The sequence below is a fragment of the Micromonospora sp. C81 genome, from assembly GCF_018070425.1.
GTDB classification, from domain to species: domain Bacteria; phylum Actinomycetota; class Actinomycetes; order Mycobacteriales; family Micromonosporaceae; genus Micromonospora; species Micromonospora zamorensis.
Genome location: NZ_JAGPXS010000023.1, coordinates 39,822 through 52,884 on the forward strand (window position 1 = coordinate 39,822; position 13,063 = coordinate 52,884).

The 13,063-nt window shown below is 73.2% G+C and carries 13 protein-coding genes; 7 read left to right on the forward strand and 6 right to left on the reverse strand.

All coding sequences use genetic code 11. The features are described from left to right. Nucleotides 1–19 precede the first annotated feature (19 nt). On the forward strand, nucleotides 20–682 hold the full coding sequence (locus KBX46_RS28190; RefSeq protein ID WP_210794949.1) for a 1-acyl-sn-glycerol-3-phosphate acyltransferase: 663 nt from the start codon (nucleotides 20–22) through the stop codon (nucleotides 680–682). Between the two features lie 14 nt (nucleotides 683–696). On the opposite strand, the gene KBX46_RS28195 is transcribed toward KBX46_RS28190, so the two are convergent. The 3 genes from KBX46_RS28195 to KBX46_RS28205 form a co-directional block, all read right to left on the reverse strand. Next, nucleotides 697–1,821 (reverse strand): glycosyltransferase family 4 protein, encoded by a 1,125-nt coding sequence (locus tag KBX46_RS28195; RefSeq protein WP_088949440.1) that lies wholly within the window; start codon nucleotides 1,819–1,821, stop codon nucleotides 697–699. After that, nucleotides 1,818–3,077, reverse strand: coding sequence for a M48 family metallopeptidase (locus KBX46_RS28200; RefSeq protein WP_088949441.1), 1,260 nt, complete (start codon nucleotides 3,075–3,077; stop codon nucleotides 1,818–1,820). Before KBX46_RS28200 ends, KBX46_RS28195 begins: the two co-directional genes overlap by 4 nt. A gap of 102 nt (nucleotides 3,078–3,179) precedes the next feature. Beyond that, nucleotides 3,180–3,398, reverse strand: a complete 219-nt coding sequence (locus KBX46_RS28205) for a hypothetical protein (RefSeq protein ID WP_099856110.1) — start codon at nucleotides 3,396–3,398, stop codon at nucleotides 3,180–3,182. 255 nt (nucleotides 3,399–3,653) lie between these two features. On the opposite strand from KBX46_RS28205, the gene KBX46_RS28210 reads away from it, so the two are divergent. Next, a complete protein-coding gene (locus tag KBX46_RS28210; protein ID WP_210794951.1) occupies nucleotides 3,654–4,154 on the forward strand; it encodes a hypothetical protein in 501 nt (166 codons plus the stop codon). Here KBX46_RS28210 and KBX46_RS28215 read toward each other — a convergent pair. Both KBX46_RS28215 and KBX46_RS28220 read right to left on the reverse strand, forming a co-directional pair. Then, nucleotides 4,140–4,907: a DinB family protein gene (locus KBX46_RS28215; RefSeq protein WP_210794953.1), complete on the reverse strand. Its 768-nt coding sequence runs from the start codon at nucleotides 4,905–4,907 to the stop codon at nucleotides 4,140–4,142. The genes KBX46_RS28210 and KBX46_RS28215 overlap by 15 nt on opposite strands. A gap of 95 nt (nucleotides 4,908–5,002) precedes the next feature. After that, complete coding sequence (locus KBX46_RS28220) at nucleotides 5,003–6,529, reverse strand: NYN domain-containing protein (protein ID WP_210794954.1); 1,527 nt, start codon at nucleotides 6,527–6,529, stop codon at nucleotides 5,003–5,005. Between the two features lie 127 nt (nucleotides 6,530–6,656). Here KBX46_RS28220 and KBX46_RS28225 point away from each other — a divergent pair, with 127 nt between their 5' ends. From KBX46_RS28225 to KBX46_RS28245, 5 genes are all read left to right on the forward strand, one after another. After that, complete coding sequence (locus KBX46_RS28225) at nucleotides 6,657–8,411, forward strand: DEDD exonuclease domain-containing protein (protein ID WP_210794956.1); 1,755 nt, start codon at nucleotides 6,657–6,659, stop codon at nucleotides 8,409–8,411. 128 nt (nucleotides 8,412–8,539) lie between these two features. After that, nucleotides 8,540–10,333 (forward strand): bifunctional (p)ppGpp synthetase/guanosine-3',5'-bis(diphosphate) 3'-pyrophosphohydrolase, encoded by a 1,794-nt coding sequence (locus KBX46_RS28230; RefSeq protein WP_088951918.1) that lies wholly within the window; start codon nucleotides 8,540–8,542, stop codon nucleotides 10,331–10,333. A gap of 53 nt (nucleotides 10,334–10,386) precedes the next feature. Continuing rightward, nucleotides 10,387–10,929, forward strand: a complete 543-nt coding sequence (locus KBX46_RS28235) for an NUDIX hydrolase (RefSeq protein ID WP_088949447.1) — start codon at nucleotides 10,387–10,389, stop codon at nucleotides 10,927–10,929. Continuing rightward, a complete protein-coding gene (locus tag KBX46_RS28240) occupies nucleotides 10,926–11,795 on the forward strand; it encodes a sugar phosphate nucleotidyltransferase (RefSeq protein ID WP_210794958.1) in 870 nt (289 codons plus the stop codon). The genes KBX46_RS28235 and KBX46_RS28240 overlap by 4 nt, the downstream gene beginning before the upstream one ends. A gap of 79 nt (nucleotides 11,796–11,874) precedes the next feature. Next, nucleotides 11,875–12,162: an Lrp/AsnC family transcriptional regulator gene (locus KBX46_RS28245; RefSeq protein ID WP_088949449.1), complete on the forward strand. Its 288-nt coding sequence runs from the start codon at nucleotides 11,875–11,877 to the stop codon at nucleotides 12,160–12,162. Nucleotides 12,163–12,223: 61 nt separating this feature from the next. Here the strand turns inward: KBX46_RS28245 and KBX46_RS28250 are convergent, their stop codons facing one another. Next, nucleotides 12,224–12,913, reverse strand: coding sequence for a DUF4142 domain-containing protein (locus tag KBX46_RS28250; RefSeq protein WP_088949450.1), 690 nt, complete (start codon nucleotides 12,911–12,913; stop codon nucleotides 12,224–12,226). Nucleotides 12,914–13,063: the final 150 nt, after the last annotated feature.

The window sequence follows — 13,063 nt, forward strand, 5'->3', positions numbered from 1 at the left end:
ACCCGAACCCGGAGAACACGTGCCCCTGCTGTACGACCTCACCAAGCTGACCGTCGGCACCACGCTGCGGCTGGGCTGGCGGCCCCGCGTGGAAGGGCTGGAGCATCTGCCCCAGCACGGCGGCGCGATCCTCGCCGGCAACCACCTGTCCGTCGCCGACGAGTTGTTCCTCGTCACCGCGGCGCCCCGACACGTGACCTTCTGGGCCAAGGCCGAGTATTTCACCGGCCGAGGTCCGGGCGGCTGGCTCAACCGGCGCATCGTCGCCGGCATGGGTGCCATCCGGGTCGACCGCGCCGACGGCCGAGCCGCCCTGCGCGCCCTCGACGCCGCCGTACCGGTGCTGCGCGCCGGCGGCCTGGTCGCCGTCTACCCGGAGGGCACCCGCTCGCCGGACGGACGGCTCTACCGGGGCCGCGTCGGGATGACCCGCCTGGCCCGCGACGCCGAGGTGCCGATCATCCCGGTCGGCGTGACCGGCACCGCCGAGGTGCTACCGGTCGACGCGCGGCTGCCCCGCCGGCACCCCGTCACCCTGCGGTTCGGCCCGCCGATCCCGGTCGCCGAACGGATCAACGGCCCACGCGACATCCGGACGGTCACCGACGAGGTCATGGCGGCGATCCAGAAGCTCACCGGCCAGGAGTACGTGCCTCGCTACGCACCGACCCGGGAGAGCTGAGCACGGCGCTGCGGTCAGCCGGCGAGCAACGCCGCCATCCGGTCCGCCTGCGCCTCCCAGCGCCACTCCCGCTCCACCCACGCCCGGCCGGCAGCACCCAGCTGGCGAGCCAGGTCCCGGTCGGCGAGAAGCCGGGCGACCCGGTCGGCGAGCTGCGCGACGTCCCGACCGCGGACGACGTAGCCGGTCTCCCCCTCACGGACCGCATCCGGTGCGCCCCCGGAGTCGCCGGCCACCACCGGCAGGCCGGTCGCGGAGGCCTCCAGGTAGACGATGCCCAACCCCTCCACGTCGAGACCGCGGTTGCGGGTGCGGCAGGGCATCGCGTAGACGTCGCCCGCCGCGTAGTGCGCCGGCAACTCGGCCGACGGCACCGAGCCGGTGAACACGACGTCCCGTTCCACACCAATCTGCCGGGCCAGCTTCTCCAGGGTGGCCCGGTACGGCCCGCCCCCGACGATCAGCAGCGCCGCCTCGGGCACCCGGCGACGGATCTCCGGCAGTGCCCGGATCAGCATGTCCTGACCCTTGCGCGGCACCAGCCGGGACACGCAGACCACCACCGGCCGGTCGGTCAGCCCGAGCCGGGCCCGGACCTGCTCACCGTCCACTGTCGGGTGGTAGGTGTCCACGTCGACCCCGGGCGCCAAGCGGCGGAGCTCGGTCACCCCGTCCAGCACACGGGCCAACCGGCTGCGGGTGTACTCGCCGAGGTAGGTGGTGACGTCGACGCCCCGACCGATGCGCCGCAGCGCCGGCCGGGCCGCCGGCAGCGCCGCCCAACCGACCTCGTGGCCGTGGGTCTGCGCCACCACCCGGCGTACGCCGGCCCGCCGCCGCAGACCGGCGGCGAGCAACCCCAACGGCGCTGCCGCACCGAACCACACCGTGTCGCAGTCGTACGCGCGAGCCAGCCGCGCCGCCCTGCGGGCGATCAACGGGGTGGGCAACAGCACCCGGGTGCGCTCCCGGATCACCTCGAACGGCTGGTCGGCGTCGAACTTCGCGGCACCGCGCCAGCTCGACGCGTACACGACCACCGAGCCGGCCGGTTGACGCACCGCGAGGTTGTGCACGAAGGACTGGATCCCGCCCGGGCGGGGCGGGAAGTCGTTGGTGATCAGCAGTGTGCGGCTCATCGGCCAGACTCCCGGGCGTACGCGCGGGCGGCGGCGATCCGCTCCACGGTGGACGGATGCGAGGCCGAGTAGAGGTATTCCCAGCGCGGCGGATCGGGGTCGCCGAGGTTGACCGAGCCGAGCCGGCGCTGCATCGACTCGAAGGCCTCCGGGTCGCGGGTGAGCGCGAGCGCATGGGCGTCGGCTCGTGCCTCCACCCGCCGCGACATCAGTGCCTGGACCGGCGCGGCGACCAGCCCGGCCACCGTGACGAGGGCCAGCAGCAGCGGGAACGCGCTCGGTTGGGCGACCGAGTCGACACCGGCCAGCCGTAGCAGCGGCCCCCACGAGCCGAGCAGGTAGAGCGCCACCACCGCGGCGGCGGCACCCAACGCCCCGGTCAGCGTGCCGGCCGCCACGTCGGAGTCCTTGGCGTGCCCCAACTCGTGCGCCACCACGGCGGTCACCTCAGCCGGGGTCGCCTCGGTCAGCAACGTGTCGTAGACGACGACCCGCCGCGTCGGGCCGAGACCGGAGACGTACGCGTTGACCGCCTTGGTGCGCCGGGAGGCGTCGGCGACCAGCACGTCGCGCACCGGCACCCCGTCGCGGGCCGCCATGCTCATCAGCTCGGTGCGCAACTGGCCCTGCTCCATCGGGGTGAACCGGTTGAACACAGGCTCGACCAGCACCGGCAGCACGAACGACAGCAGCACCACCAGCAGCGCCGCACCACCCGCGCCGAACGCCCACCACCAGCGCGGCGCGAGCCGGATGACCGCGTAGAAGCCGAACAGCGCCACCGCGCCGATCACCGCACTGACCGCGTACGACTTGAGCAGGTCGACCGCCCAGCCGCTCCAACCGTTGGTGCTCAATCCGTAGCGGGTGAGCACGCTCTGACGCCAGGCGGCGAACGGGAGCGTGACGAGGTCGGCGACGAGGACCACAGCCAGCCCACCGAGCACGGCCTGCGCGGCCCAGTGCCCGCCGAAGGGCCGCGCCACCAGCTCGATCAGACGGCTGCCCAGCGGGGTGAGCCCGAGCGCCAGGGCGACCAACAGCCCGACGGCGAGCGCGGTGTAGCCGCCGGGGCGCAGCGCGGCCCGGAACTCCCGTCCCTTGGCCACCTGCTCCGCCGGCAGGTCGCCCAGCGCGGCGAGCTGGTCGGCGCGGGGTGCCGGAGGTCGGTGCCACGGAATGAGCAGCGCGGCGAGCACGACCAACGCGACGGTCAAGCCGGCCAGGGTCAGCAACGCCCACCCGCGCGGGGTCACCGCGTCACCACCCGTCGTACCCCGCTCATCGCGCCGCTCCTCCCGCCGTGACCGCTCATCCTATGGCCCGCGGAAAGCGCGCTCCCGGGCGCGGTCTCGCGCTCAGGCGACCCGGCGGGTGGCGCGGCGGTGAGCGATCCCGGGCCGCGCGGGCGCGGCCAGCACCTCCACGTCGAAGCCGGCTCGGGCGAGCACCTCGATGGCCTCGACCTCGGCGGCGACCAGCCCGGCCGCCGGGGACGTCTCGTCGAACAGGGCGGTCAGCGGACAGCCTGAGCAGCCGTCGGCCCGCTTCGCGCACCCGTCGCAGTCGATGAGCATCACGCCTCCTGATCGGCTCGCGGCGCAGGGCCGGCGCCCTGTCGTCGCCGACCGAGCACCGTCGGTCACATCGACGCTAACCACCGGGTACGACAGAAACCAGTTCCGACCGACCGTTTGGGGTGAGATCGACTCCAGCTCCGCGAAACCGGGCCATCCCGACCCGCCGGAACACCCGACATCAGGAAACTCGTGTCGATCGCCCGACGGGAGGGACATCGTTTGGCCGACCGGCCACTCGGGCACAGGACAGTGGTGACCAGCCTCGATGCCTCGCCCGTGGTGGAATTCCACTACTCGTCGCGCCGACATCGCATCGCCAAGCTCCTCGCTGTGCTGGGCGCCGCTGCCCTCGTCGCCGTGTACGCGGCGCTGTTCGATGAGCCGTGGTGGCAGGTGCTGCTGCGGTTCGGCGCGATCGGCGTCGGCGTCGCGTTGACCACCGCCTGGCAGCTGCGCCGTCAGCCTCGGCTGCCGCTGCGGTTGACCGACGAAGCGCTGGAACTGACCGGACCGCACGGCAGCAAGCTCCGCATCGACTGGGCCAACCTGGCGCGCGCTCAGGTCCGTGGCCGCCTGGAACCCCGACTGGTGGTCACGCCACTCGATCCGCAGCAGACCCGGCCGCCGATGCGGCCCGGCCAGTGGTCGACCCCCGGACGCGGCCCGTACGAGTTGGTCGCCCGGCTCGCCTGGATGACGCCCGGCCCCGACATGCTGCGCCGTGAGCTGGCCCGGCGGCTACCGACCACCTGACCCGGTGGCCGGGCGGGACTGCGCGTTCGCCGCCTCGCCCTGCGCGTCGAGGTCACGCAGGGCGAAGCGGAGGTGCTGCCACTCCTCGTCGAAGATCACGTGAAGGCAGTGCAGGACGGACACCTGCTGCTCGGGCCACCAGGCGGCCGGCCGGGTCTCGGCGAGCAGGTCCGGCGTGACGGCCGCGAGAAAGTCGCGCACCATCGCCTGCCGCTCGGCCCGCAGCTCCAGGGTCGCGGCGAACGTCGGTTGCTCGGCGGCGAAGATCGACATGTCGAAGCCCGCCGCCTCGTACTCGGCATCTGGCTGCCCGAGCGGGTGGAAGGGCTGCGGCAGGCGCAGGATCGCCTTGCCCAGCCAGGTGTCGGCGGCGAACGCGAGATGGCGCAGCGTCTGCGCGAACGACCACTCCCCGTCGATGGAGACGTCGGCCGCACCCTCGGGCATGGACAGCGCCCGGTCGACCGCCGCCGCCCAGGCCTGTTCGAGTGCCGCCCACGCCACGCGCAGGCCGTCCGGATCCTTGGCCTGCCGGAGATCGCGCCCGGGGAACCGTCGGTTGAGCTCGGCCTCGACCAGCGGCGCGACATCGACGCCGTTGACCAGGAGCGTGCCCTCGGCCAGCCAGGGCGCGTCGATGTCCAGAGCATTCACGTCGACGCCGCGCATCACCGCACCGGCCAGCGTCGACCGGCTGAACCGGGCACCCCGCAGGTCACTGTCGACGAAGACCCTGACGTTGTCCTGGGTCATGGCGAATCCCCTCCCGTCGGCGACAGCAACGACGCTAACGCTCGGGTACGACAGCCGGGCCGGCGACGACACGGTGCGGCGGGGCCACGCGTCTCTCAGGAGCGGGCGAGCCGCCGCAGCAGCGAGTCGGCGCCCAGCGGGTAGGCGCCGTGCCGGCGTACCCCGTCGGCGACCTCGCGGTCGGAGGAGACCACCACCACGGGGCGACCCGCCGGCTCGGCACGGACCAGCCGCCGGATCAGCTCGTCGGCGGTCTCGCCCTTGCGGGAGAAGAGCACCCGGACGCCGCGCGGCGCGGGCGGCAACCCGTGCATCCGCTCGGCGCCGTCGAAGACGACGGTGATCTCGTCGCCGGTCTGCGCGGCGATCCCGCCGAGCCCGGTGATGAGGCGTTTGCGCTGCTGCTCCAGGGACATGTCACCGAAGCCGCGCTTGGTGACGTTGTAGCCGTCCACCACGAGGTGCGCCCGGGGCAGGGCGAGAAGCTGGTCGAGCCGGGCCGGGTCGTCGGTGTCGCGGGCGCGTGCGGCGGGGCTGGCCGGGGCGGTGCCCGGTTGCTCGGCGAACGCGTCGGCCACGAAGTCGGCGGGGAGTTTGTCCACCGGGTCGAGGGCCAGCTCCCGGCGTAGGCCTACGGCGGCCTGACCGATGGTCTCCAGCAGCAGCCAGAGCCGGGCGTCGTCGACCGAGCGGGACTCCTTGGCGCTCGCGCGGGCCACTCCGGCGGCGGCCTCCGCCTCGGCCAGCCGGGCCCGGGCGCGGCGCAGCTCGGCGTCCACGTCGGCGCTGGCCCGCGCGGCCCGGCCGCGTTCGGTGGCCAGCAGTTCGGTGGCCTTGCGCTCGCGGGCCTGGGTCTCCCGCAGGGTACGGGCGACCTGCCGGGACTCCTCGCGGAGCTGCCCCAGCTCCTCACGGACGCGGGCCAGCTCGTCGCGCAGCTTCTCCGCCTCGACCCGGGCCACCGCCCGGTCGTGCTCGGCGCGGGTGGCCCGTTGCTCGGCCTCCCGGACCAACTCGGCGACGACAGCGCTGTCCGCCTCGGCGCGAACGGCAGCGCCGCTGGCGTCGATCAGCTCCCGCCAGCCGCGCGGCCTGGCCAGGTAGGCCAGCGCGGCGACCTCGACCGGGTCGGCGGCGGCGGGCGCGGTGCCCTCGACGACGGCGGCCCCGAGGTCACCGGCGTCGGCCAGGACGCGGGCGGTGACCCGCTGCCGGAACAGCGGGTCGGCGGTGAGCTGGGCGGCGATGACCGGCGCGCCGAGCCGGGCCCGCCGGTTGGGGGCGAACTTGGCCACCCGGCGCAACGGCACCGGCACCTCGTCGGCGGGCAGCGTGGGCAGGACGGCGGCGGTCAGCGTGACGATCCGCTGCCGGACCGGCTCGGGCAGGGTCGGCTCCGGCTCCGGCAGGGCCGGCTCTGAATCGGACACGGCCGGTTCCGACTCGGCCGGCTCCGGCTCGGCCGACTCCGGCTCGGTGCCCGGGCCGTCGCCTGCCGCCGTGGGGTCCGATGCCCCGGATGTCTCGCTGACTACGTTGTCGTCCGGGTTGCTGACGGCCCCGTCGAGCGCGACCAGATCCTCCTGTGGGAGGTGGTCGTCGTGCGGCTCGGCGAGGGGCATGTGGCAAGTCTCCCACCGCGACCGGGCCCACCGCCCGGTGAGTGAGCCGATCTCTCATCCTAGCCCCATGGTGACTGGTGGGACGGCTGCGACGGGAGTGTCGGACCGAGGCGCTAGCGTGCCGCCGATGGCACAGGCGGAGTACGTCCAGGAGTCGCTGGCCGGTCTCGACCCGGCGGTGGGTGGGGTGGACCCGGCGCTGCCGCTCTACGCGACCACCTTCGTGGTGGTCGACCTGGAGACGACCGGCGGCGCGCCGGACGGCGGCGGCATCACCGAGATCGGCGCGGTCAAGGTGCGCGGTGGTGAGCAGTTGGGTGTGCTCGCCACCCTGGTCAACCCGGGGCAGCCGATCCCGCCCTTCATCACCGTGCTCACCGGCATCACCCAGGCGATGCTGCTGCCGGCGCCGCCGATCGAGCAGGTGCTGCCGAGCTTCCTGGAGTTCATCGCCGACGCGGTGCTGGTGGCCCACAACGCCCCGTACGACGTGGGCTTCCTCAAGGCCGCCTGCGCGAAGCACGGCTACCGCTGGCCCAATCCCCGAGTGCTGGACACGGCGGCGCTCGCCCGCCGGGTGCTGACCCGCGACGAGGTGCCCAACCGCAAGCTCGGCACCCTGGCCGCCTACTTCCGCACCACCACCCAGCCCACCCACCGGGCGCTCGACGACGCGAAGGCGACAGTCGACGTGCTGCACGGGCTGATCGGTCGGCTCGGCGGGCACCGGGTGGACACGGTCGGCGACGCCATCGAGTTCGCCCGGGCGGTCACGCCGACCCAGCGCCGCAAACGGCACCTGGCCGAGGGGCTGCCCAAGGTCCCCGGGGTCTACATCTTCCGGGCCGCCGACAACCGCCCGCTCTACGTGGGCACCTCCGTCGACATCGCCACCCGGGTGCGCAGCTACTTCACCGCCGGGGAGAAGCGCGCCCGGATCTCCGAGATGCTGGCGGCGGCCGAGCGGGTCGAGGCGGTGGAGTGCGCCCACTCGCTGGAGGCGGAGGTCCGCGAGCTGCGGTTGATCGCCGCGCACGCCCCGCCGTACAACCGACGGTCGAAATACCCGGAGCGCATGCTCTGGCTCAAGCTGACCGACGGTCCGTACCCTCGGCTGTCGATCGTGCGCGACCTCTCCCCCACCGACACCGCGTACCTCGGGCCGTTCACCTCCCGGCGGGCCGCGGAGCTGGCCGCCGCCGGTTTCCACGACGCGGTGCCGCTGCGTCAGTGCACGCACCGGCTCTCGCTGCGCACCATCACGCCGGCCTGCGCGCTGGCCGAGCTGGGTCGCTGCCCGGCACCCTGCGAGCACAAGATCACCCCCGAGGAGTACGACCACCAGGCCGCCGCGCCCTTCCGCACCGCCACCGCCAGCGACCCGCAGCCGGTGGTGGACGCGCTGCTCGCCCGGATCGACGTGCTCTCCCGCGACCAGCGCTACGAGGAGGCGGCGGTAATGCGGTCCCGGCTGGCCGCGGTGCTGCGGGCCACAGTGCGGATGCAGCGGCTGGCCGCGCTGACCGGCATCGTCGAGCTGGCCGCGGCACGGCCGGCCGCCCGGGGCGGCTGGGAGTTGGCGCTGGTGCGGCACGGCCGACTGGCCGGAGCGGGGGTGTCCCCGCCGGGTGCGCACCCACGGCCCACCCTGACCACCATCCGGGCGACCGCCGAGACGGTCTCGGGCGGGCACGGCCCGGTGCCTGCGGCCACCGCCGAGGAGTCCGAGCGGATTCTGTCCTGGTTGGAACGACCGGAGACCCGGCTGGTGGAGATGTCCTCCGGTTGGTCCTCCCCGGCCGGTGGTGCGGGGCGGTTCCGTGACCTGCTGGCGAAGGCCGAGAACGGCGCGTCCCATCAACTCTCGACCGAACGCTCATGACCAACTGACCGATCGGACTACGTCGACTCGCTTAGGCTGTTAGAGAAGTGCAGTCCTGCCCGATTCGTGGGCCTGCTCCCCGCCGCCGGGTTTCGGCGATGCGGAGCCGGGGTGAGGAGGTGTCCCTCGTGGACGTCGACGCCGGACACGGCGCCGCCCTGGGGGGCGCCCTGCCGACACAGCCGGGTGAGCTGCCGCTCGCCCGCCGGCTGCGGTCGTTGCTCAGTTGGCCGACCACCGACTCCGACCCGGTCACCCAGTTGGTGCGCACCCACCGGGGCATCCACGCCGGCACCGACCCCGCGGTGCTGCGACGGGCGTACACGATCGCGGAGAACATGCACCGCGGGCAGTTCCGCAAGAGCGGGGAACCGTACATCACCCATCCCCTCGCGGTGGCGCAGATCTGCGCCGAGCTGGGCATGGACACCACCACCCTGGTCGCGGCGCTGCTGCACGACACCGTGGAGGACACCCGCTACACCCTCCAGGCGCTCTCCGAGGATTTCGGCGGCGAGGTGGCCCACCTGGTCGACGGGGTGACCAAGTTCGACAAGGCGTTCTACGGCAAGGCCGCCGAGGCGGAGACGATCCGCAAGATGATCGTCGCGGCCGCCAAGGACGTCCGGGTGCTGATCATCAAGCTGGCCGACCGGCTGCACAACATGCGCACCCTCGGGGTGCGCTCGGCCTCCTCCCGGGAACGGATCGCCCGCAAGACCCAGGAGGTGCTGGTCCCGCTCTGTGACCGGCTGGGCATCCAGACCCTCAAGCGCGAGCTGGACGACGTGGTGCTGCTGCACCTGGAGCCCGACGAGCACGCCCGGCTGGCCCGGCACGTGCACGACCGGCCGGGGTGGGACGCGTACCTCGACTCGGTGGTCACCCGGGCCAAGGTGGCACTCAAGCGCAGCCGGGTCGACGCCGAGGTGAGCCCTCGTCCCCGGCACCTCTACTCGATCTGGAAAGACACAATCGCCGGCGAGCACACCGCCCCGTACGATCTGCCCCGCATCGTGGTGGTGGTCGACGGCCCGGCCACCGACTGTTACGCCGCGCTGGGCGCGATCCACGGCACCTGGCGGCCGATCCCCGGCCGTTTCAAGGACTTCATCGCCTCCCCCAAGAACAACCTCTACCGCTCGCTGCACACCAGCGTCTGCGGCCCGCAGGACCGCACTGTGGAGGTGCTGATCCGCACGGAGGAGATGCACCGCTCGGCCGAGTACGGCATCGCCGCCGACTTCCGCTTCCCTCGTTCGGGGGCCAGCAGCGCCGCGGCGCGCGCCGAGCAGTTGGACTGGCTGCGTCGGGTGCTCGACTGGGAGCCGGGTGCGGCCGACCCGGCGCAGTTCCTCGAGTCGCTGCGGTGCGACCTCGCCGAGGGCCAGATCCAGGTCTTCGCCGAGGGGCGGCAGATCGTGCTGCCGGCCAGCGCGACGCCCGTCGACCTCGCGTACGAGCTGGGCAACGAGCGGGGCGACCACTGCCTCGCCGCACGGATCAACGGCCGGCTCGCCCCGCTGAGTTCGGAGCTGGACGAGGGCGACGTGGTGGAGATCTTCACCGAGAACGACGGCGACAACGGTTTCGAGGCCGGTGTCGCGCCGCGCGGCCCCCGCCGGGAGTGGCTGAGCTTCGTCAAGTCGCCGCACGCGCAGATGCAGATCAACCGGTGGTTCGCCGAGCACACCGAGCCGGGCATCACGATCAGCGACAAGGTCCGGCTCGGGCGGGCCACCATCGGGCTGACCCTGCGTCAGCACAATCGTGGCCTCGCCAGCGACCTGCCACTGCTGCGCCTCTCCGAGGAGCTGGGCTATCCCGACCTGGAGACCCTGCTGGTCGCGGTCTTCGACCGGGTGATCGAACCAGACACCGTCGTACGCCAGCTCATCGACCTGGTCGACCACCGGCAGTGACCGGGCCGGCCCCGGCGCGTCCGAATGACATTCGTGACCACTAGCCTGGAGTCATGATCCCCCGCTCCCGCGCCACCGGTCGGGCCATCTTCTACCAGGCCTTCTACCGGCTGCCGCTGCCGGTGCGTCGGCGCCTGGTCCGGCTGGCCGTGCCCAAGTACATCGTCGGCGCGGTCACCCTGGTCCGCGACAGCGAGGCGACGGGCGCGGGCCGTCTGCTGATGCTGCGCCAGCCGCCCGGCCGGGGCTGGTCACTCCCCGCCGGCCTGCTGGACCGTGGCGAGCCTCCGGTGGTGGGAGCGGCCCGTGAGCTGTTCGAGGAGTCCGGCATCCGGCTCCCCCCGTCCCGGTTGCGCCCGGCGGTGCCGAACGCGATCGTGCATGCCAAGGGCTGGGTGGACATGGTCTTCGAGACGGAGGTCCCGGCGTCCACCACCGAGCTGGCGGTCGACGGCGCGGAGGTCTTCGAGGCCGCCTGGCACCCGCTGGACGACCTGCCCAAGCTGAGCTGGGCCACGGCCCGGCTGCTCGCCTACTACGACATCGGGCCGCTGGCCGGGCAGTTCCCGCCACCGGTTCCCGACAACCTGCCATGACCGGCGCGGCTGGCGTGCCGGCGGAGCTGTGCGCGGTGGTGCTCGCCGCCGGTGAGGGCACCCGGCTGCGCCCGCTCACCGAACGGGTCCCCAAGGCGCTCTGCCCGGTGGGCAACGTGCCACTGCTGGACCTCGCGCTGGCCCGGCTGGCAGGGCTCGGCATGACCGGTCCCGCCCGGGTCGCGGTGAACGCCTGCTACCTCGGTGACCAGGTGGTCGCCCACGTCGGCGAGCGCGCGCACCTGTCCGTCGAGCCGGGTGACCCGCTGGGCACCGCGGGCGGGGTGGCCCGTCTGCGGGACTGGATCGACGGGCGGCCGGTGCTGGTCGGCAACGCCGACGCGTACCTGGCCGATCCGGCGGCTGCGCCCGGCCCGGACGTGGCGGCCATGCTCGACGGGTGGGACGGGCACACCGTACGCCTGCTGGGTCAGCCCGCAGCGGACCCGGCGGCGCCGGGCACCTTCGCCGGGCACTGCTTCACCGGGTTCTCGCTGCTGCCCTGGCGGCTGGTCCGCGACCTGCCGGTCGTCGTCTCCGACCTGGTCCGAGCGGTGTGGCGCCCCGCCGAGGCGGCGGGCGCCCTGGAGGTGGTGCCCTTCCCGGGCACGTTCTACGACACCGGCACCCCGGCCGACTACCTGGCGGCCAACCTGCATGCCGCGGCCGGTGGCGTCCTCGTCGACCCGTCGGCCACGGTGACCGGTCACTGCGTGGAGTCGGTGGTCGGCGCGGGCGCCCGGGTCGGCGGCGACGTCCGCCGGGCAGTGGTCTGGCCGGGCGCGACAGTGCGCGACGGCGAGCGGCTGCACGACGCGATCCGGGTCGGGGACGACCTGACCGTGCCCTGCGCCGCGCACGGCTGAGGCCCGACGGCTCCCGCCTCCAGTTTCCGACCGAAACATCTAGCATGGGCGACGACGCCGACGAACGGAGAGATGTCCCGTGATCACCGCGATCGTGCTGATCGACTGCGCCACCGATGCGATTCCCGAGGTGGCGGAGACCCTGGCCAACCTCCCCGGCGTCAGCGAGGTCTACTCGGTCGCCGGGCACGTCGACCTCATCGCCATCGTCCGGGTCCGCGAGTTCGACCAGATCGCCCAGGTCATCGCGGGCAGCATCTCCAAGGTGCCGGGCGTGCTCAACACCGAGTCGCACATCGCGTTCCGGGCATACTCGCAGACCGACCTGGAAGAAGCGTTCGCGATCGGGCTGGCCAGCGCCGACTGACACCCGCACGCACGGCGGCCGGTCCACCGCGCGGGTGGACCGGCCGTCTGCTGTCGCTACGTCAGCTCTCGCTGGGAGCCGGCGTTTCGGTGGTGCCGCCGCCCGGAACCGGGGACTCGGTGTTGCCACCCGGAGCCGGCGACTCGGTGCCGGTGCCGCCCGGAGCCGGCGACTCAGTGCCGGTGCCGCCCGGGCTGGGCGTACCGCTGGCGCTGGTCTGCGGAACCGGGATGCCCAACTTGTTGGCGAGCTGCACCAGCTCGTCGTAGTGTGCCTGCAACGTCGGCAGAGCCGTCTGCGCCAACTGGACCACCGACTGCTCGGAGCCCTGCGAGATCTCCGTCTGGGTGGCCTGGATGGCCTGGACGTGACCGGCCAGCTCACTGGTCACCCAGAGCCGGTCGAACTCCGCACCGCTGGCGTTGTTCAGCTTGTCGATGACCGCCTGCTGATCGGCGCTGGGCTCGTTCGGCAGTTCCACCCCGAGCTGGGACGCGGTCTGCTGCACCGTCTGGTCCAGCTGGGTGTGGTCGGTCTTCAGCATCGCACCCAGGTCCTTGACCCCCTGGTCCTGACCCTTCTGCTGGGCCAGGTCACCGGCGGTGATCTCGAACAGGTTGACCTGGTGAACCGCCTGCAGGTACTGGGTGTCCTGCGTTGACGGCTGTGCCGCGGCCTGCGCGGCCGCAGCCGGCGCGACACCGACGAGTACAAGCGCGGCCAACAGGCCGAGGCGTTTGATACCCAACATGCTTCCCCCCCTTGAGACGTTGGACCGCACGGATACCCGGCTCACCGGGGTTATTCCTGCGATCGCCCGTCGCGCGGGGTCTACCGGTCCCGTCGTGGCCGTCCGACTCCGCCTCGCCTGGGCGGCGGGTACGGATACGACGTGGCGCCC